This is a genomic window from Pectobacterium peruviense (assembly GCF_002847345.1).
GTDB lineage: Bacteria > Pseudomonadota > Gammaproteobacteria > Enterobacterales > Enterobacteriaceae > Pectobacterium > Pectobacterium peruviense.
Map to the genome: position 1 here is coordinate 190,319 of NZ_LXFV01000007.1, position 19,182 is coordinate 209,500.

Annotated in this window: 18 protein-coding genes; 7 read left to right on the forward strand and 11 right to left on the reverse strand. The window is 52.7% G+C overall.

Annotated features, from left to right (window positions below):
• Positions 1 to 11 precede the first annotated feature (11 nt).
• The 4 genes from bamC to A0G03_RS07945 form a co-directional block, all read right to left on the reverse strand.
• Positions 12 to 1,049 (reverse strand): outer membrane protein assembly factor BamC, encoded by a 1,038-nt coding sequence (gene bamC, locus A0G03_RS07930; RefSeq protein WP_048259228.1) that lies wholly within the window; start codon positions 1,047 to 1,049, stop codon positions 12 to 14.
• A 16-nt stretch (positions 1,050 to 1,065) separates the two neighbouring features.
• Positions 1,066 to 1,944 (reverse strand): 4-hydroxy-tetrahydrodipicolinate synthase, encoded by an 879-nt coding sequence (gene dapA / locus A0G03_RS07935; protein ID WP_010301562.1) that lies wholly within the window; start codon positions 1,942 to 1,944, stop codon positions 1,066 to 1,068.
• A 214-nt stretch (positions 1,945 to 2,158) separates the two neighbouring features.
• Positions 2,159 to 2,521: a cupin domain-containing protein gene (locus tag A0G03_RS07940; RefSeq protein ID WP_048259227.1), complete on the reverse strand. Its 363-nt coding sequence runs from the start codon at positions 2,519 to 2,521 to the stop codon at positions 2,159 to 2,161.
• A 76-nt stretch (positions 2,522 to 2,597) separates the two neighbouring features.
• Entirely contained in the window at positions 2,598 to 3,410 is an 813-nt protein-coding gene (locus tag A0G03_RS07945; RefSeq protein WP_048259226.1) for an AraC family transcriptional regulator, read from the reverse strand.
• 229 nt (positions 3,411 to 3,639) lie between these two features.
• Between A0G03_RS07945 and A0G03_RS07950 the strand changes: the two genes are divergently transcribed.
• The 4 genes from A0G03_RS07950 (at position 3,640) to arsC (ending at position 6,736) form a co-directional block, all read left to right on the forward strand.
• The gene (locus A0G03_RS07950; protein WP_039301919.1) at positions 3,640 to 4,191 is read left to right on the forward strand and encodes a glycine cleavage system transcriptional repressor; all 552 of its coding nucleotides are present in this window, start codon (positions 3,640 to 3,642) and stop codon (positions 4,189 to 4,191) included.
• A 52-nt stretch (positions 4,192 to 4,243) separates the two neighbouring features.
• On the forward strand, positions 4,244 to 4,711 hold the full coding sequence (bcp, locus tag A0G03_RS07955; RefSeq protein ID WP_048259225.1) for a thioredoxin-dependent thiol peroxidase: 468 nt from the start codon (positions 4,244 to 4,246) through the stop codon (positions 4,709 to 4,711).
• Between the two features lie 169 nt (positions 4,712 to 4,880).
• The gene (gene bepA, locus A0G03_RS07960) at positions 4,881 to 6,344 is read left to right on the forward strand and encodes a beta-barrel assembly-enhancing protease (protein WP_048259224.1); all 1,464 of its coding nucleotides are present in this window, start codon (positions 4,881 to 4,883) and stop codon (positions 6,342 to 6,344) included.
• 14 nt (positions 6,345 to 6,358) lie between these two features.
• Positions 6,359 to 6,736, forward strand: coding sequence for an arsenate reductase (glutaredoxin) (gene arsC / locus A0G03_RS07965; protein ID WP_048259223.1), 378 nt, complete (start codon positions 6,359 to 6,361; stop codon positions 6,734 to 6,736).
• 51 nt (positions 6,737 to 6,787) lie between these two features.
• Here the strand turns inward: arsC and hda are convergent, their stop codons facing one another.
• From hda to upp, 3 genes are all read right to left on the reverse strand, one after another.
• Positions 6,788 to 7,495: a DnaA inactivator Hda gene (gene hda, locus A0G03_RS07970; RefSeq protein ID WP_039296286.1), complete on the reverse strand. Its 708-nt coding sequence runs from the start codon at positions 7,493 to 7,495 to the stop codon at positions 6,788 to 6,790.
• A gap of 99 nt (positions 7,496 to 7,594) precedes the next feature.
• Positions 7,595 to 8,884 carry a uracil permease gene (uraA, locus tag A0G03_RS07975; RefSeq protein ID WP_039290705.1) on the reverse strand — a complete coding sequence of 430 codons (1,290 nt, stop codon included), beginning with the start codon at positions 8,882 to 8,884 and terminating at the stop codon, positions 7,595 to 7,597.
• 205 nt (positions 8,885 to 9,089) lie between these two features.
• The gene (upp, locus tag A0G03_RS07980; protein ID WP_010307474.1) at positions 9,090 to 9,716 is read right to left on the reverse strand and encodes a uracil phosphoribosyltransferase; all 627 of its coding nucleotides are present in this window, start codon (positions 9,714 to 9,716) and stop codon (positions 9,090 to 9,092) included.
• A 371-nt stretch (positions 9,717 to 10,087) separates the two neighbouring features.
• Here upp and purM point away from each other — a divergent pair, with 371 nt between their 5' ends.
• Entirely contained in the window at positions 10,088 to 11,125 is a 1,038-nt protein-coding gene (gene purM / locus A0G03_RS07985) for a phosphoribosylformylglycinamidine cyclo-ligase (protein ID WP_048259222.1), read from the forward strand.
• Positions 11,125 to 11,763 (forward strand): phosphoribosylglycinamide formyltransferase, encoded by a 639-nt coding sequence (gene purN / locus A0G03_RS07990; protein WP_048259221.1) that lies wholly within the window; start codon positions 11,125 to 11,127, stop codon positions 11,761 to 11,763. Before purM ends, purN begins: the two co-directional genes overlap by 1 nt.
• Positions 11,764 to 11,978: 215 nt before the next feature.
• Here the strand turns inward: purN and A0G03_RS07995 are convergent, their stop codons facing one another.
• The 4 genes from A0G03_RS07995 to hydN are packed head-to-tail and all read right to left on the reverse strand — an operon-like array spanning position 11,979 to position 18,019.
• Positions 11,979 to 13,001: a HoxN/HupN/NixA family nickel/cobalt transporter gene (locus A0G03_RS07995; RefSeq protein ID WP_043878024.1), complete on the reverse strand. Its 1,023-nt coding sequence runs from the start codon at positions 12,999 to 13,001 to the stop codon at positions 11,979 to 11,981.
• A complete protein-coding gene (gene hypF / locus A0G03_RS08000) occupies positions 12,967 to 15,255 on the reverse strand; it encodes a carbamoyltransferase HypF (RefSeq protein WP_048259220.1) in 2,289 nt (762 codons plus the stop codon). The genes A0G03_RS07995 and hypF overlap by 35 nt, the downstream gene beginning before the upstream one ends.
• A gap of 11 nt (positions 15,256 to 15,266) precedes the next feature.
• Positions 15,267 to 17,417, reverse strand: a complete 2,151-nt coding sequence (gene fdhF / locus A0G03_RS08005; protein WP_048259289.1) for a formate dehydrogenase subunit alpha — start codon at positions 17,415 to 17,417, stop codon at positions 15,267 to 15,269.
• 56 nt (positions 17,418 to 17,473) lie between these two features.
• Positions 17,474 to 18,019: an electron transport protein HydN gene (gene hydN / locus A0G03_RS08010; RefSeq protein ID WP_048259219.1), complete on the reverse strand. Its 546-nt coding sequence runs from the start codon at positions 18,017 to 18,019 to the stop codon at positions 17,474 to 17,476.
• Between the two features lie 540 nt (positions 18,020 to 18,559).
• Between hydN and A0G03_RS08015 the strand changes: the two genes are divergently transcribed.
• Positions 18,560 to 19,180: a 4Fe-4S dicluster domain-containing protein gene (locus A0G03_RS08015; RefSeq protein WP_048259218.1), complete on the forward strand. Its 621-nt coding sequence runs from the start codon at positions 18,560 to 18,562 to the stop codon at positions 19,178 to 19,180.
• Positions 19,181 to 19,182 lie beyond the last annotated feature (2 nt).

Consider the following 19,182-nt stretch of genomic DNA (forward strand, 5'->3'; position numbering starts at 1 on the left):
TGGTTTATGCGTTATTTACTGAACGCCGCCTGGAATACGGCCACCAGTGCATCGTTCTGCGACTGGGTTAGCGTATGTCCTTTGGAATCGATAAATTGCAGACTGCTGCGGTTATCTAAATCACCGACCTGCAATTTGTAATCGCCGTTAGGCAGTTCAGGGTTTTTCGCGCCCAGGTCATCCCAGGTTCCGCCGCTTGGTGCTCGATACGTCACGGAAACAGAACCCTGCGGACGGCTGCGATCGTTAACCTTCATGCCGATCTTGTCCAACGCGACAGGCAGACGCTCCCACACAACGGTGTACGGACCGCGCACAATCAGCAATGGCAGACCAGTGTCATCCGCGCCGCTCTGCACATCCAACGAACCAACGGTGCGGTTTGCCAGCGCATTTTCGCGTGCCGTTGCCTGAGAGTCCAGACCATTGCTGAGGACATTCAGCATCAGGCCAGCGTAGCGCTGCGTCTGATCGCTCGTCGTCACCGGCTGACCGTTCAGTTGTAAGCCCAGCAGTTTCACGATTAGAGCAACCTGATAACCCTGCTGCTGTACGGAAATCTGATAACGCCCCTGATACGGAACGTTTTCATCTTCACGCGGCCATGAAATCCAGTCAGTCGTCAGCGTTTGGCTGGCATCCTGACGGTTGGCAATGGTAAACGCTTTGTCTTGCAGCACGCGGATAACCTGAGACCAGATCTGGCTGTTTTGCGCGCTGTTTTCTAACAACAGCGTTGCCGTATCTCCTGAGGTCTGGGTACGGGAACCATTCAACAAAGCCAATGGCTGTACTGGAGGACGAATATCCAGCTCTTTGCCGACCGCGCCATTCAGGGTAACTGGCGGTATATCAAAATCCCCGTTCTGCACCGGTAAAATCATCCCGGCAGGCGTATTCAGCGCGTGCTGCGCCGGTGCCTTCAGATAGGATTCATCGCCACTGACCTGACGCTTATAGCGTTGATCGCTGGAACAAGCCGCAAGCAACATCACGAGTGATAAGCCAACGACTTTCGCCACCATCGACTTTTGTAATGAATAACTCATTAAATCTCCCTAACGATTACAGCAGACCCGCTTGCTTAAGTGCTTGCCCCATCACCGTACGACCTGAATCGGTCAGCGGTGTCATCGGCAGGCGCAGCGTATCGGTCGCCATGAGTCCCAATTCCTTACAAGCCCATTTCACTGGGATAGGATTGGGTTCAACAAATAATTTCTGATGCAGTGGCATCAGGCGCTGATTTAAACGGCGCGCTTCGACAAAATTGCCCTGCGCCGCCAGCTTGCAAAGTTCTGCCATTTCACGCGCAGCGATATTCGCTGTCACGGAAATCACACCTTTACCGCCGAGTTGCATAAAGTCCAGACCGCTGGCGTCATCGCCGCTCAGCAAAATGAAGTCTTCACTAACCAGCTCTTGGATCTGGCTTACCCGACTTAAGTTCCCCGTCGCTTCTTTAATTGCGACAATATTTTTCACTTCGGACAAACGGGCAACGGTTTCCGGCAGCATGTCGCAGCCAGTGCGGGAAGGTACGTTATACAGGATTTGCGGCAGATCGGTATGCTCGGCGATCGCTTTGAAGTGCTGGTATAGACCTTCCTGCGTCGGTTTATTGTAGTACGGTGTGACCGTCAGGCAGCCAACAACGCCCGTGCCATGAAACCGTTTGGTCAGAGAAACGCCTTCAGCGGTGGCATTAGCACCCGTTCCCGCGATAACAGGAATACGTCCGTCGCTCAGTTCCAGCGTCAGCAGCACGACATCGCCATGTTCGTCATGGCTCAGCGTGGCAGACTCGCCCGTTGTGCCGACAGAGACAATCGCCGATGTACCGCTAGCGACATGATAATCAATCAGTTTTTTCAAGCTCGCCCGATCGACGGCGCCTTTGGCGTCCATCGGCGTAACTAGCGCAACAATACTTCCCGTAAACATTGGCCATCCCCTCCACAAACAAGTGCTTCATGGTACTTTTGACCTCTATGCAAAAGCAAGCGGACAAGGGCGTTGTAGGCGTCTGACGCAGGTTTTTTTATGACGCAGCAAACGAAATTAAAAATGCTTCTGATGTTTTGGCACAAAAGCAGTCCGTTCACTGCGACGGAGATGTCACTCGTAAGACGTTTTACGGCATTTTTTTCCCGACTGATCAAATCCAAATATCATTTTCAGCCGTCCGTTCGCCACCTTCATGACCCGTATTCAACACGCCTTTCGGTTCAATGAGCAGCAGTTTCACTTCGTGTTCTGCATAAGGCTTATGCTCAACGCCGCGCGGGACGACATACATTTCCCCTGCATTGATACGCACATCGCCGTCACGAAAATCAATTCTCAATTGACCTTCCAGCACAATGAACGTTTCGTCCGTATCGGGATGGGAATGCCAGATGAAATCGCCCTGAATCTTAACGATCTTGAATTGATAGTCATTCATCTCAGCAATCACTTTCGGCTGCCAGCGATCGTCAAATAACGCTAACTTTTGGGCAAAATTAATCGATTTATACATACTGTCTCTCCTTATGATGACGCCTTCAGGTTAGCGAAGCAGAGTAGCGACTGTATTGAACGATTGTGCAAGCAGGCTAAAACGTAGTGAACATGCGCTGCCAATGACCGGGGGAAATGCCAAACGCTTTAACGAAATGGCGCGTCATGTGGCTTTGGTCAGCGAAGCCTGCAAGAGCGGCAATATCGGCGAGGTTGTCACCCGCCAACATGAGTCGCCGACAGTGTTCGAGGCGACGCATGGTGACATAGCGATAGGGCGTCGTGCCAAAGAGTGCGCGGAAATCGCGCGTCAGACTCCAGCGATCCCGACCGCTCACCTGCGCCAGCTCATCAAGCGTAATCGCCTTATCAAAGGCATCATGAATATATTCACGCGCCCGTTCAGCAGCATGATAGTCGAATAAACGCCGCTGATATCGTTGCCCACCAACGGCAGACAGCGCCTGCGCCAGATCGTAGAGCGCATCATCTTCCTCCAGTTCATCGAAAGCGTCTTCCATCGCCCTGAGCAACGGTTCCGTTGCAGCAAACAGGCGTGGATCGTTGGATATGCCGCCGTTAATGAAAGGTAGGGGTTTACCGCCGAGGATTTTTTGGATCAATGCAGGTTCAAGGTAAATCATACGATACTGAAAACCGTCGACAGAACCCGCCTCGCCATCATGGATCTCATCCGGATGAAGCACCAACGTTCCCCCCGGCACGCTATTGCACAGGCTGCCGCGATAGTGAAAACGCTGCACGCCGGATAGCGTCCGCCCAATCGCATAGGTGTCATGCCGATGGGGTTCGTAGCCATGCCCACGGAAGAAAGCCTCAATTCGCTCGAACGAAGCAGGATGCTGAGCCTGTTTTACCCAGTCGTTATTAACGTGATGGCGTCGCATGGTTAAAAGCGCTTTATCTCTGGTGACCAGAACTCACCTTAACGCGGAATGCCCGTAATCACGAAATATTGTCTAAGCGACAGCAAGCGGCGTTAAAAATTGCTCCCGTTTTTTACGGCGGGCTATCCCTGCCCGCCGCCCTTTGGGCCGCCGTAAACGGCGTTAAAAATTGCTCCAGGCAATTTTTTATGTTTACCATGTATTAATGGGAAAAAAGACAGGAAGCATGATGTTGCCAAGCTCACAAGAACACTATCTGGTTATTACCGCACTGGGGGTTGATCGCTCCGGTATTGTCAATGCGATTACCCGCCACGTCAGTAGCTGTGGCTGCAATATCGAAGATAGCCGTCTTGCCATGCTGGGCAAAGAATTCACGTTTATTATGCTGCTGTCCGGCAGTTGGAACGCGATAACGCTGATTGAATCTACCCTGCCGCTGAAAGGCGCAGAGATGGATTTGCTGATCGTGATGAAACGGACGGAGTCACAGGCCAGTCAGCCAACCCCTTCTACCGTTTGGGTCAAGGTTGACGTTGCCGACTCCCCTCACATCATTGAGCGTTTTACCGATTTGTTCGATTCTCACCAGTTAAACATTGCCGAGCTGGTTTCCAAAACGCAGCCCGCCGAGGGTGGCAAACCGCCGCAGCTGTATATTCAGATTGCCGCACACAGTTCTGCTACGCTTGATAGCTCAATTATTGAGCCAGCCTTTCATCAGCTATGTACAGAACTGCACGCACAAGGCAGTATTAGCGTCGTTAACTATGCCCAATAGTCTATTTATGGGTATACCCACAGCATAAAGAGAAACAAGACGGAGAGTCGTGATGAACACACTGAAAGCCGGTGATATTGCACCGAAATTTAGCTTGCCCGACCAAGATGGCGAACAAGTAAATTTAACCGACTTCCAGGGACAGAAAGTGTTGGTGTATTTCTACCCTAAAGCGATGACGCCAGGATGCACCGTTCAGGCTTGTGGCCTGCGCGATAACATGGATGATTTGAAAAAACGTGGTGTTGAAGTTCTCGGTATTAGCACGGACAAATCAGAAAAACTGTCCCGTTTTGTCGAGAAAGAGGTCTTAAATTTCACGCTGCTTTCTGATGAGGATCATCAGGTTTCAGAAGGATTTGGCGTTTGGGGAGAGAAAACGTTCATGGGGAAAACCTATGACGGTATTCATCGCATCAGTTTCCTGATCGATGAAGACGGCAAGGTAGAGAAGGTTTTTGACGACTTCAAAACCAGCAACCACCACGACATCGTTCTCAATTATCTGAAAAGCGCCTGATTCGCGGTTTTCAGATCGTCCACCGGCACCGTCATACGTGCCGGTTTTTCCTGCCTTTTTCTCTCTTCACCACGTTTTTCCCGTTCGGGCATTTCTTTGTCTGCCATCGCTGGCTAAGATAGTCGGCAGAATGCTTTCACGTTAGCTGTTGATAAGGTTATCTTCCGTTATGTCTATTCGGTTAAGAAAAACGGTCATGTCCGTCCTGTTTGGGGCGCTACTGGCTGGCAACCTGCTTCCTGCTCAGGCCGACACGCAGGATCGACTGCCGGATATCGGCACCACCGCAGGCGGTACGCTCAGTATCAATCAGGAGCTGGCGATGGGCGACTTTTACGTCCGTCAGCTACGAGCGGGCGCGCCGCTTATCAACGATCCACTGCTGTCCAATTACATTAATCAGCTCGGCAACAGATTGGTCAAACAGGCCGATTCCGTGCGCACGCCGTTCCATTTTTATCTGATCCGTAATGACGACATCAACGCCTTCGCCTTCTTCGGCGGCAACGTAGTACTGCATTCCGCCCTGTTCCGTTATGCCGATAGCGAAAGCGAGCTGGCCTCCGTGCTGGCGCATGAAATTTCTCACGTTACCCAACGACATTTAGCGCGCAGCATGGAATCTCAGCAGCGCAGCGCCCCACTCACCTGGGTCGGCGCACTCGGCTCCATCCTGTTGGCAATGGCCAACCCACAGTTGGGGATGGCAGCGCTCAGCGGTACGCTAGCGGGCGCACAGCAGGGAATGATTACCTTCACACAGCTGAATGAACAAGAAGCAGACCGCATCGGGATTCAAGTGCTACAGCGCGCGGGCTTTGATCCGCAAGCTATGCCGAATTTCCTGCAAAAGCTGGCTGATCAATCGCGTTATGCTTCAAAACCTCCAGAAATGCTGCTGACCCACCCATTGCCAGAAAGTCGCCTGTCTGATGCACGCAACCGCGCCAACCAGATGCGCTCAACACCAGTGCAGTCTTCTCAAGATTTCTTGTTCGCCAAGATACGCACCTTTGGCATGTATGGCTCACCGGATCGCCCGCTGAACGACGATCTGCTGGTGCAATGGGAAAAGGGTAACGTACGGGAACAGCTGGCCGCGAAGTATGGCCGTGCGATTCAGCTTTATCAGGCGAAGAAGTACGATGAAGCACGTAACGTGTTACAACCGCTCCTAAGCAGCGCGCCTGACAATCCGTGGTTTCTGGACATGATGACCGACATCGATCTGGGACAAAATCGCACGACGCAGGCTATCGCACGTTTACAAAATGTGCCCGGAATGCAGGCTAACCCAGTACTTCAGCTTAATCTGGCCAATGCCTATGTTGAAGGTAAACAGCCTGCGGCTGCCGGCAAAATATTGTATCGCTACACCTATGCGCACCCTGACGATCCGAACGGCTGGGATCTGCTGGCGCAAACCGCAGCAGCCCAAGGACAGCGCGCAGAAGAGCTGGCTGCACGCGCAGAGAGTCTGGCGCTTAACGGTCAGCTCGATCAATCTATTCGGTTACTGAGCAACGCAAGTTCACTGGTCAAATTGGGGAGTCTGGAGCAGGCGCGCTACGACGCCCGTATCGACCAACTCCGTCAGTTGCAGCAGCGTTTCCGCCAGTACCAGAAATCCTGACAAGGAGCATAACGATGACAGCATCTTCAACCAAAGCATCCGTGACAATTTACCACAACCCGCGCTGCTCCAAGAGCCGCGAAACGCTGGCGCTGCTGCAAGAGCACAATATTGCCCCAGACGTCGTGCTCTATCTCGACACACCGCCTAATGCCGCAACGCTGGCTCAGCTTATCCAGCAGTTAGGCTTTAGCAGTGCACGCGAGTTGATGCGAACCAAAGAAGAGATTTATCAGCAGTTGGGATTGTCCGACGCCGCGCTGACAGAAGCACAGCTTATTCAGGCGATGGTCGATAATCCGAAACTTATCGAGCGCCCTATCGTCGTGGCACAGGGTCAGGCGCGCATTGGACGCCCGCCAGAACAGGTGCTGGAGATTCTGTCGTTGTAATGTAGGTAGTTGTGAGTGATCGTTGAAACGATAGTCGTCAGCAATCTTCAGCTACAGCCCGAGGATCTCTTTCACAAAAGGAATGGTCAGCTTGCGCTGTGCAGTGATGGATGCATGGTCAAGCTGATCGAGCGTCATAAATAACGTGCGCATTTCCCGATCCAAACGCTTGAGCAGAAAACGACTCACGTCTTCCGGCAATTCGAACCCACGCAGTCTGGCACGAAGCTGTAACGCCTCACCCTTTTCATCATCCGACAACGGTTGTAGCTTGTAGATTTGTCCCCAGTCGAGACGAGAAGCAAGGTCGGGCAGACGTAAATTCAACTGACGCGGCGGACGATCGCCGGTAATTAACAGCCGGGCTCGTCCCGTTTCCTGAATGCGGTTATACAGATTGAATACCGCCATTTCCCACGCTTCATCGCCTGCAATCGATTCGATGTTGTCGATACACACCAGTGCCAGCTGTTCCATGCCTTCCAGCACGTCCGGCACAAAGTAGGCACGTTTATCTAACGGCACATAGCCCACCGCGCGTTCCTGACGCGACAGCTCGGCGCAGGCTGCATGCAGCAGATGGCTGCGCCCGCCCCCTTCGCGTGACCAGAAATAGATGTAGCTACCATGCTCTTGATACAACGCATTATTGACGGCGGCAAGAAGAGACGCGTTTTCACCCGGATAGAAACTGGCAAATGTTTCGTCATCGGGTAAATAGAGTGGCAATGAAAGCTGTGCCGGCGTGTTCAGAATCACCTCAAGCAAAACGGGCAGGAAAACGGATCGAGTTTACCACAGAAACCTGGCCCTGTTGAGGCCGCGATACGCACGGCCTCAACAAGGAGAATGACGCGGTTATGAACGAGTGTCGTTCTCTTCCGGCGCATCGAGGATCTCTTCCTCTTTACGGAACAGGCTGATGACCTTAAACACCAGACTCATACCGATACCAACAACTGTCGCCAGCGCCATGCCTTTCAGCTCGGTCGAGCCAAGATGCACTTTCGCGCCGCTGACGCCGATGATCAGAATCACGGAGGTCAGGATCAGGTTTTGCGCTTTGTTGTAATCCACTTTAGATTCAATCAGCACGCGAATACCGGATGCACCGATCACGCCGTACAGCAGTAGCGACACGCCACCCATGACAGGAACCGGTACAGCCTGAATCGCCGCAGCCAGTTTGCCCACGCAGGAAAGCAGAATCGCAAGGATCGCCGCACCGCCGATAACCCAGGTGCTGTACACTTTGGTAATTGCCAGCACGCCGATATTTTCGCCGTAGGTCGTATTCGGCGTAGAGCCGAAGAAACCAGATAACACGGTAGAAATCCCGTTGGCGAACAGGGAACGATGTAGCCCCGGATCGCGCATCAGATCTTTCTTCACAATATTCGCCGTCACAACCAAGTGGCCAACGTGTTCCGCAATCACCACTAGCGCCGCAGGCAGAATCGCCAGAATAGCAAACCACTCAAAACGCGGCGTATAGAATGTTGGCATCGCGAACCAGTGCGCTTCACGAATTGGGGTCAAGTCAACGACACCCAGCGCAAATGACAGCGCATAGCCAGCCAGTACCCCAATCAGAATCGGGATGATCGCCAGAAAGCCGCGAAACAGCACCGATCCCAGAATGGTGATCGCCAGCGTCGCTAGTGAAATCGTCACCGCGGTGGAATCCACAGATGCACCATCCGCAGGCAACAACCCAGCCATTCCTGCCGCCACACCCGCCAGTTCAAGGCCGATGACAGCGACAATCGCCCCCATTGCCGCAGGCGGAAACAGTACATTCAGCCAGCCAGTACCCGCTTTCTGAACAATCAGCGCCACCAGACAGAACAACACGCCGCACATAATGAAGCCACCCAGCGCAACTTCATATCCCAACGGCAGTAGCAGTAATACTGGGGAAATAAATGCGAAGCTCGATCCCAAATACGCCGGGATTTTTCCCTTACAAATGAATAAATAAAGCAGCGTACCCACACCGTTGAATAACAGCACGGTTGCCGGGTTGATCTTGAACAGAATGGGTACCAGAACGGTAGCGCCAAACATCGCGAACAGATGCTGGAAACTCAACGGGATGGTTTGTAACAAGGGGGGTCGTTCACTCACCCCGATGGCGCGACGAGTCATCTTCAATATCCTCTGTAGTGTTGTGCAGGTAGAGCCGCACTTGTTATCACAGCCAGACTCACCCCGCCCCATCGTAGTGAAGCAGGATGATGTTGACTGCTGATGTAATAAAAGAACGCGTGTGACGTAATACAGGCTGTAGCGAACCATAGGAAATACTTAGGTTTACGCCAAAAAAAAGCCGACTATAAAGTCGGCTTACCTGTTATTTCGTACCAAATATTTTATCGCCCGCATCACCCAGACCCGGCATGATGTAACCCTGCTCGTTAAGGCCTTTATCGATTGATGCCGTGTACAGCTCGACATCCGGATGGGCTTTCTCCAGTGCGGCAATCCCTTCCGGTGCCGCGACTAACACCAGTACCTTAATACTGTGACAACCTGCCTTCTTCAGCAGATCGATCGTCGCGATCATTGAACCACCGGTTGCCAGCATTGGGTCAACAACCAGCGCCATGCGCTCTTCGATATTGGAAACCAGCTTTTGGAAATAAGGAACAGGCTCCAGCGTTTCTTCATCACGGTAGATGCCGACAACGCTGATACGCGCGCTAGGGACATTTTCCAGCACGCCGTCCATCATCCCCAATCCTGCACGCAGAATCGGTACGACGGTAATTTTCTTGCCTTTGATCTGATCGACTTCAACCGGACCGCACCAGCCATCAATGGTGACTTTTTCGGTTGCCAGGTCGGCCGTCGCTTCGTAAGTCAACAAACTTCCTACCTCGGAAGCCAGCTCACGAAAACGCTTAGTGCTAATATCGTTCTCACGCATCAAACCCAGTTTATGTTTGACGAGTGGGTGTTTCACCTCGACGATCTTCATCATTATCTCCCCATCGGCTAGTGGACGGACAAAAAACGCTAAATGCGTTTTTAAACACCGCTTGCGGCGGCCCGCAGGGCGGCGGGCATGAGAGCCCGTCGTAAAAAAAATCGCGGGATTATACCGCCTTTTTTACTTAGCGCCATACGATTAAGCCTGATCCAGATCAACCGAGAAGAGAAATTGTCGGCATTAACGAAAAATAGCCAGCCGATGACTCATCACTCGCAAACGATTGCCTACACTGTTAGAATTAGCGCGCATTATTTTTACCACAGTATGTTTTCCAAATACCGTGTTTTCTGAATGCCATGTTTTTTAATACAAGTCTGTTTTTGAATACAACCCGTAACCTTCGTGGGGACTCAGCAGTGACCGACAAAACCTCTCTCAGCTATAAAGACGCAGGCGTGGATATCGATGCAGGTAATGCATTGGTAGACCGTATCAAAGGTGTAGTGAAACAGACTCGTCGCCCGGAAGTTATGGGTGGATTGGGTGGTTTCGGTGCCTTGTGCGCCTTACCGCAAAAATACCGCGAACCGATTCTGGTTTCCGGCACTGACGGAGTCGGCACCAAACTGCGCCTGGCGATGGACCTGAAGCGCCACGATACGATTGGTATCGATCTGGTTGCAATGTGCGTGAACGATCTGGTCGTTCAAGGTGCCGAACCGCTGTTCTTCCTCGACTATTACGCAACAGGCAAGCTGGATGTCGACACCGCTGCCAGCGTGATCACTGGTATCGCGGAAGGTTGTAAGCAATCAGGCTGTGCACTGGTCGGTGGCGAAACTGCCGAAATGCCGGGCATGTATCACGGCGAAGACTACGATGTTGCTGGCTTCTGCGTCGGTGTCGTAGAAAAATCAGAAATCATCGACGGCAGCAAAGTTCAGCACGGCGATGTTCTGGTTGCCCTTGCCGCCAGCGGCCCGCACTCAAACGGTTATTCACTGGTACGTAAAGTGCTTGAAGTCAGCAAGACCGATCCAGAGCAATTCGAGCTGGAAGGTAAATCACTGGCCGACCATCTGCTGGCACCGACTAAAATCTACGTAAAATCTATCCTGTCCCTGATTGAGAAAGTGGATGTCCACGCCATTTCTCACCTGACTGGCGGCGGCTTCTGGGAAAATATCCCACGCGTACTGCCAGAAGGCATGCAGGCAACTATCGACGAATCCAGCTGGCAATGGCCTGCAGTTTTCAAGTGGTTGCAACAGGCCGGTAATGTTAGCCGCCACGAAATGTATCGTACTTTCAACTGCGGTGTTGGTATGATCATCGCACTGCCAGCCGAACAGGCAGACGAGGCCGTTGCATTACTCAACAGCAGCGGCGAAAACGCATGGAAAATCGGCGTCATTACCCAAACCGATGCCGGAGACGCAGTGGTTATTAACTGATGAAAAACATCGTTGTCTTGGTTTCAGGTCATGGAAGCAACTTACAGGCGTTGATTGACGCCTGTAAGAACGGACGCCTTAAAGGAAATATCGTCGCCGTATTCAGTAATAATGCGGAGGCTTATGGATTAGTACGCGCACAGGATGCTGCAATCCCTACCTGCGTCCTGAATCCTGAAGACTTTGCTGACCGCGCCGCATTTGATGCGGCACTGGCAAACGAAATTGAGCAATATGAACCAGCGCTGGTGGTTCTAGCGGGCTATATGCGAATTCTCAGTCCGGAGTTCGTCGCTCAATTTTCAGGAAAAATGCTGAATATTCACCCGTCCCTGCTGCCAAAATATCCTGGATTGCATACGCACCGTAAGGCGCTGGAAAATAGCGATCGGGAGCACGGCACGTCCGTACATTTTGTCACTGATGAGCTGGATGGCGGCCCGTTGATTCTGCAAGCAAAGGTGCCTGTATTTAATGACGATACGGAAGAAAGTCTAAGCGAACGCGTTAAGACGCATGAGCACACGATTTATCCGATGGTCATTAACTGGTTCCTGAACGGCAGACTGGTGATGCGTGATAATGAAGCCTGGCTGGACAGCGTGCGTATCCCCCCACAGGGTTATGCTGCCGAGTAATACTGTCAGTTCATCATATTTGTAAGGCTCTTCTGCGGAGCCTTACCACTTCTGTCTTACCCTTACCCAGAAAATCCCCATAGATAAATCAGCATCCACAGTTCGATAACAGCAGCCTGCAGGTAACGAACGCAGAAATGCTGTCATCGTTAACACCCGATCGGATCATTCTGCCGCAGCCGACAAAAAACGCGACCCACGTAGAACAAGCGATACTAGCTTACCACCAATGAATCATAGCCTTTCCAGCGATAAATCAGCATCGATACGCACCAGAAGACAACGAATATACCAATCACGATAAAGCCGGCATTGCCAAGGCTATCATTGAGGCCGCTGACCACAGTCCATGCCCCGCCTTGCAAATCAAACTTATCCACCAGCAGCCCCAGAGCCTCAAGGCCGCCAATAAATAGAGCCACTACCACCGAAGCGCCGGTGATAGTCATGTTGTAATACAGTTTGCGCTGTGGTTTGTTAAATGCCCATCCATATGCGCCTACCATCAGGATATTGTCCAAGGTATCGATCAGCGCCATACCGCTGGCGAATAAGGCTGGAAAGATGAGAATTGACCAGATGGATACACCGAGAGAGGCGCTGGCAGCGGAGATACCGAGTACACCAATTTCCGTCGCGGTATCGAAGCCCAACCCAAACAAAAAACCGACCAGATACATATGCCAGCTTTTATCGACCATCCGAAAGGTGGAGCGGAAAAGCCAACTCATCATCCCGCCAGAAGCGCCCATCTCATCACGGTTTTGCAGCGGTTCACCACGTTTTAAGGCCCGGAAATTTCGCCAGACGCCGCGCAAAATAACCAGATTCACCAGCGCCATCGCCAACAGGAAAAAGGCAGAAATCGATGTTCCGATAATGCCGCCGACATCGTGGAACCACTCGATATCTTTCTGAAACGCCGCCGCTGTCGCAGCAATCGCCACCGTAGCCAAGATCACAATCGTTGAGTGCCCGAGTGAAAACCAGGCCCCAACCCCTAACGGGCGCTGTCCCTGCTGCATCATTTTACGGGTAACGATATCAATCGCGGCAATATGGTCGGCATCCACCGCGTGCCGCAAACCGTAAGACCAGGCCAGCAAACAGGCCGCTATCAGTGCACCATTATTCTGGAACACAACCAGTGCCCAGCACCATGAAACAAGATTTGCCGACAACAGCAATATTAACAGCATCGCGCTACGGGGATGGTTGCGCAGAACGGGAAGTAACATCAAGTTTATCCTTTATAGTCGATTGTAACTGTGCGGCGGCTATCACCGCCTGCCCCAAAGAAATTGAACCATCGCCAGCAGGCAGTCGCGTAGGTAACAGCACGTTAAGGCCATCAAGACGAGACACCAGCCGCTGACATAACAGCCTGTTGTGGAACACACCGCCCGCGCAGGCGACGGTACCGATATTCAGTCGTTGTGCATGATGCCGGACCAGAGAAGCCAGCCCGGCGGCCAGCACGTCATGGAACGCCCATGCTCGGGCTTCTGGCTCCGCACGCCAGTTCAACCACTGCCGCCAGAAGGTCACCATATCCAGTTGACCCGCAATGCAGGGCAGCGTCACTGGATGATCAACCCCGCCACACCGCGTAGCCATTGCCTCCAGCCGCCCAGCCGCCTCTCCTTCATAGTGTTGAACCTCGGCCGTACACCCCAGCGCTGCTGCCGCAGCATCAAAAAGCCGCCCAGCGGACGATGCGGTAGGAGAATTGATCCCCCGTACGATCGCTTTGGCCAGAGGCCTCCAAGGATGACGGCGAACGCTATCCGTTTCCGGTAGAGCCTCCCAGTCAGGAACGAAAGCTAGGCAGTGCGCCAGAAAATTGCGCCACGGCTGCCGTGCAGCCAGATCGCCCCCCGGCAGAGCGACCAGCGGTAACCCGCCCAATCTCTCGCAGACGCGGTAATCCACCTTCAGGCACTCTCCGCCCCAAAGCTGCCCTTCAGCCCCCATTCCCACGCCATCTAACGCCAGACCAATAACGGCTCCGCCGTCCAACGGCCAGCCATGTTCAGCCAGACAAGCGGCAATATGGGCGTGGTGATGCAAAACGTAATGGCACGGCAACGCCATCTGCTGCCCCAATCGGAGAGAGTGATAGCCGGGGTGGGAATCCACCACGACCTGCTGAGGCGTGAAGTCATAAACCCGGCACATCAGATCAAACGCACGGCGCCACTGCGATTCAACGCCATCGTCGCTTAAATCGCCCAGATGCTGGCTCAATACCGCACTCTCGCCACGCACCAGACAGAACGTGTTTTTCAGGTCGGCCCCCAAACACACCATTGGCGGGATATTCTTGAAACCAGAAGGCAAGGCGATCGCATCCGGTACGAACCCTCTGGCACGTCGTATCATCATGCCGCGCGTATCCAGCAGCGAATCGTCCATACGCTGCGTAATACCCCGGTTGTGCATTAGCCAACCATCGGCAATACCAGCCAGTTCACTCAACGCCTGTTCATTGGTTAGCGCCGGAGGACGTCCACTAAGATTTCCCGACGTCATCACCAGCGGACGTCCGATATCCTGCATCAGCAGATGCTGTAATGGGTTAGATGGCAACATAACCCCCACGTCATTCAGATCAGGGGCGATGTCCTCGCTAAGGGAACCCATTATCCGCTTGTCTACCAGAACAATTGGCGCTGCCGGGCTGCTTAACCGCGCTGCCGTCAGCTCGGGCAGGCCGCTGGCGTTTTCTATCATCACTGCCAGCGGTTTCGCTGGACGGTGTTTACGCAAACGCAACAACCGGACAGCCTCATCGTTTTGGGCGTCGCAGGCCAAATGAAAACCACCAATCCCCTTGATCGCAACAATTCCCCCGGCCTTCAACATCGCTACCGCAGCCTGAAGAGCCGCTTCACCCTCACAACGTCGATCAACTGCCTGCCAAAAGACATGAGGGCCGCAATCCGGGCAGGCCACTGGCTGGGCGTGAAAACGCCGATCTTGGGGATCACGGTATTCCGACTCACAGGCTGGACAAAGCGGAAACTCCGCCATCACCGTCAACGGGCGGTCATAGGGCATGGCATGAATAATGGTAAAACGCGGCCCGCAGTGAGTGCAGTTAATGAAGGGATAGCGATAGCGCCGCTGCGCCGGATCGTTCATTTCAGCGAGACAAGATGGGCAGGTAGCGGCATCCGGTGCTATCTGGGTATTCATGGTGCCGCCATGGCTGGGGCGAATGGTAAAATCCGTCGGTAACGTTTTCCAGCACATGACAGACTGATCCAGCACATCAATACGCGCCAGCGGCGGACACTGTGTATGAAGCGCATGGATAAACGCCTGCGGTGCCGATATCAGACGAATCTGCACGCCAGCGCCATCATTACAGACATCGCCATACAGATGCATCTGTTTCGCCAGTTGCCAGACCCAGGGGCGAAAGCCAACCCCCTGAACCTTGCCCCGAATACTCAGCACCACGCCCGTGTTATCCATTGCGCCCCGCATGTCCCCTTGCCTCAATGCGCCACGGCTGCGCGCAAGCGGGCTTTCATATCGTTATAGGACGTACTGGCAAAGTCTTCCGCCCAGCGTTGATCCTCAATCACATCCACCTTCGCCGCGCAGTACTTGGTTTCCGGTGTTTTGGATATCGGATCCAGATTGTCCTGAGTCAATTCATTACAGGCACCGATCCACCACTGGTAGGTCATGTAGATAGTGCCTTTATTGATGCGCTCGCTGATATCAGCACGACTAATCACTTTACCGCGTCGTGAACTGACCCAGACCAGATTGTTATCCTTAATCCCCAGTCGATTCGCATCTTGCGGGTTCATCTGCACACGCCCCGGCTCATCTGCCAGCGCCTGTAGCGCAGCACAATTACCCGTCATGGAACGGCAGGAGTAATGCCCGACTTCACGAACGGTGCACAACACCAGCGGGTACGCGTCATCCGGCACTTCCGCTGGCGCACGCCACTGCGTGGCAAACAGTTTGCCTTTGCCGGTCGGTGTATCAAAGTGGCTATCCTGATACAGATAGGGCGTCCCGGGGTGATCCAACGTCGGACACGGCCACTGAATATGGCCCATATCGCCCATTTTTTCGTAGGTGACACCATAGAACAACGGGCAAAGATTACGCATTTCGTCCCAGATCTGCTGGTTATCAGCATAATGCATCGGGTAACCCATTTCGCTGGCGATCAGGCTGATAATCTCCCAGTCACGTTTTACATTGCCTTTCGGTTCAATCGCTTTTTCAAAACGTTGGAACCCACGATCCGCACAGGTAAATACGCCGCCGTGTTCACCCCAAGAGGTAGCTGGCAGCAGCACATCAGCCACTTCAGCGGTTTTAGTCATGAAGATGTCCTGAACCACCAGAAAATCCAGCGCTTCGACCCCTCTACGAACCAGACTGAGATCGGCCTCGGTCTGTAAAGGATCTTCTCCCATGATGTAGTAGGCTTTGATTTTCCCTTCCAGCGCCATATGCGGCACTTCGGTGATGCGGGTTCCGATGCTGTCATCCATCACCGCCGGTGAAATTCCCCAGGCATCGGCAAACTTCGCGCGGACATCAGGATCCGTTACAGACTGGTAGCCGGGGAACATGTTCGGTAGTACCCCCATATCGCAGGCCCCCTGTACATTGTTCTGGCCTCTAATCGGGCCGACGCCCACATTTTCACGACCTAAATTACCGGTCAACAGCGCCAGCCCCGCCAGCCCACGAACAACATCAACAGCCTGACCGAACTGGGTGACACCCATTCCCCACATAATGGTCGCTGATGGCGCAGCCGCGAAGGTTCTCATTGCCTGGCGCACATCCACCGCCGGTACACCGGTGAGATGTTCGACCGCTTCCGGCGCATAGTCCTTGACGATTTCACGGTAGGTGTCCAGCCCCTCGGTAAAACGGTCAACATAGTGCTGGTTGTAGAGTTTCTCTTCCAGCAGGACATAGCCGAACGCATTCACCAATGCCATGTTGCTACCGTTGTTCAACTGGAGGTGCTGATCGGCAATACGCGCTGCCTCGATACGGCGCGGGTCGCAAACGATGATTTTGGCCCCATTCTGATGAGCCTTCACCACGCGACGAGCTACAATCGGATGCGAGTCCGCACTGTTGTAACCAAAGATCAGCAGGCATTTAGAGTTTTCGATATCGCTGATGGAGTTACTCATCGCACCATTACCCAGTACTTCCTGAAGCCCCGCCACGGAAGGGCCGTGACAAACGCGTGCGCAGCAGTCCACGTTATTGGTGTTGAGCACCGCACGGGCAAATTTCTGCATCACGTAGTTTGTTTCATTACCCGTCCCGCGTGATGACCCCGTGGTCATAATGGAGCGCGGGCCATATTTCGCTTTAATCTCGCTAAAACGCTGTGCGGTATAGCGGATAGCTTCGTCCCAGGAAACGGGAGTCAGTCGCCCCCCTTTCTCATAGCGGATCATGGGTTGCGTTAGGCGGGGAGTCAGCAGTTGGGTGTCATTGAGAAAATCCCACCCGTAGTACCCTTTCAGGCACAGTTCATTCTGGTTCGTGACGCCGTCAGCCGCTTCGGCTCGGATAATCTTGTTGTCTTCAACAACAAGTTTGAGTTTGCAACCCGCACCGCAGTACGGACATACGCTAGTGATCTTTTTCATTAATAACAGGCCTGTTAAAAGTGAAAGAATTCGGGCCTGACCGAAGTCAGGTATCATCAGAAATTCAGGATTTCAATCGAATTGAGCGCGGCACGGCGACGTTTTTCGACGTTCATGTATTCCAGCTTATCTCGGTCAATACAGACAATGGCATTCGTCGGACAGACGTTGATACATGCAGGGCCTTCCACATGACCATTACAAAGGTCACATTTGTTGGCTTCCACCTTGTATGACAGGAACGGTTCACCGGTGATCCTTTTCTTCATCACCGGGCGGGAAACCACTTCCATGACACCGTAGGGGCAAGCAACAACACAGGTTTTACAGCCGATGCAGCGTGACTGCTGGACATGTATGAAATCTTTTTCACGCGTAATCGCCCCATTCGGACAGACATTGGCACAGGGGGCATCTTCGCACTGCCGACACATGACGGCCGTTGAAACATTCGCCCCTTTGATGACGTGAATGCGGGGTAAAAAACTTTCCGGCGTCAGGGAGGCGCAATCCTGCGCTTCCTGATGCGACACGACACAGGCCACTTCGCAAGTGCGACAGCCTATACATTTGCTCGAATCAACAATGACAAAACGGTTCATCATATTCTCCGACTACGAGGTTATTTTTTTAATCGTACTTAGTCAGGTATGCATAAAACGCGCCAATCAATAACAATCTGTTTTTAATATGTTTTTTTAAATAACATTGTCAAAATTAGCGATTTCGACACTTATGACGATGCGAGACACAAGAATACAAGCAAAGAATAGGCTCCTGATTCATCCCAACCAATATCCATATTCTTTATGTGATTATTCATAGTCCAGGAGTGAAAACGTTGATGCTTGTCAGGCAGATTTTATTTATCTTCACATTTTTGCAGCGTTTTTCTGTACTTCCCGGCTAAGGGAAACCACGCCACCGTTTTGCCACTCCCTCAGCAATCGCCCCTCACTTTCCACTGTCACACGCGTAGACAAAAGTGACGATATTCAAGGTATGAGGTTCGACACTCGCGGCACTTCTCGCTCAAATAAAACATAACCAATTGAATAAAAACAAAATAAAATAATGGTACGAATTGTGCTTATGGTGCAGGTGATGATTTACTTTCCGTCGTCTGAACCTGAGGACTGAACATGAACCGCTTTGTTATTGCGGACCCCGAGCTCTGTATCGGGTGTAATACCTGCATGGCCGGATGTACGTCAGTACATAAAGCGCAGGGGCTACAGGGACTCCCCCGGCTAACCGTGGTGAAAACCGAGGATAAAACGGCCCCGTTAATGTGCCGCCAGTGCGAAGATGCTCCCTGCGCCCGCGTCTGTCCGGTCAATGCTATTACGCATGAAAACGCCGCCATTGTGCTGAATGAAAGTCTGTGCATCGGCTGTAAACTCTGCGGGCTGGTTTGCCCTTTCGGCGCAATTACTCCGTCCGGCAGCACGTCGGTTAATACCCCAACTCTGCTACAAAACGGGATTCCCGAAGCGCTGCTGCGTGACGTTCCCGGTAGCGCGCCCGGTACTAACCCTTTTATCGCCTGGAACGCCGGTATTCGCGCCATCGCGGTGAAATGCGATCTGTGTGATTTCCAAGATACGGGTCCTGAATGTATCCGGGTCTGTCCGACCAAATCCATCTCTCTGGTGGATAGCCAATCCATCAGCACCAACAGCCAGTCCAGACGTTTGAAAACCCTGCTGTCATCCTTTCATGAACGGGGTTTCATGTCCGTGCAGCAGGAAGGGGGCGAATAATC

What these genes read in the sequence shown, in the direction of transcription:
- upp (WP_010307474.1), bottom strand. Translation starts at nt 9,716, where the DNA reads ATGAAGATCGTCGAGGTGAAACACCCACTCGTCAAACATAAACTGGGT.
- A0G03_RS08015 (WP_048259218.1), top strand. Translation starts at nt 18,560, where the DNA reads ATGAACCGCTTTGTTATTGCGGACCCCGAGCTCTGTATCGGGTGTAAT.
- hydN (WP_048259219.1), bottom strand. Translation starts at nt 18,019, where the DNA reads ATGAACCGTTTTGTCATTGTTGATTCGAGCAAATGTATAGGCTGTCGC.
- bcp (WP_048259225.1), top strand. Translation starts at nt 4,244, where the DNA reads ATGAACACACTGAAAGCCGGTGATATTGCACCGAAATTTAGCTTGCCC.
- dapA (WP_010301562.1), bottom strand. Translation starts at nt 1,944, where the DNA reads ATGTTTACGGGAAGTATTGTTGCGCTAGTTACGCCGATGGACGCCAAA.
- A0G03_RS07940 (WP_048259227.1), bottom strand. Translation starts at nt 2,521, where the DNA reads ATGTATAAATCGATTAATTTTGCCCAAAAGTTAGCGTTATTTGACGAT.
- A0G03_RS07995 (WP_043878024.1), bottom strand. Translation starts at nt 13,001, where the DNA reads ATGTTACTTCCCGTTCTGCGCAACCATCCCCGTAGCGCGATGCTGTTA.
- A0G03_RS07945 (WP_048259226.1), bottom strand. Translation starts at nt 3,410, where the DNA reads ATGCGACGCCATCACGTTAATAACGACTGGGTAAAACAGGCTCAGCAT.
- hypF (WP_048259220.1), bottom strand. Translation starts at nt 15,255, where the DNA reads ATGCGGGGCGCAATGGATAACACGGGCGTGGTGCTGAGTATTCGGGGC.
- bepA (WP_048259224.1), top strand. Translation starts at nt 4,881, where the DNA reads ATGTCTATTCGGTTAAGAAAAACGGTCATGTCCGTCCTGTTTGGGGCG.
- uraA (WP_039290705.1), bottom strand. Translation starts at nt 8,884, where the DNA reads ATGACTCGTCGCGCCATCGGGGTGAGTGAACGACCCCCCTTGTTACAA.
- bamC (WP_048259228.1), bottom strand. Translation starts at nt 1,049, where the DNA reads ATGAGTTATTCATTACAAAAGTCGATGGTGGCGAAAGTCGTTGGCTTA.
- fdhF (WP_048259289.1), bottom strand. Translation starts at nt 17,417, where the DNA reads ATGAAAAAGATCACTAGCGTATGTCCGTACTGCGGTGCGGGTTGCAAA.
- A0G03_RS07950 (WP_039301919.1), top strand. Translation starts at nt 3,640, where the DNA reads ATGTTGCCAAGCTCACAAGAACACTATCTGGTTATTACCGCACTGGGG.
- purN (WP_048259221.1), top strand. Translation starts at nt 11,125, where the DNA reads ATGAAAAACATCGTTGTCTTGGTTTCAGGTCATGGAAGCAACTTACAG.
- arsC (WP_048259223.1), top strand. Translation starts at nt 6,359, where the DNA reads ATGACAGCATCTTCAACCAAAGCATCCGTGACAATTTACCACAACCCG.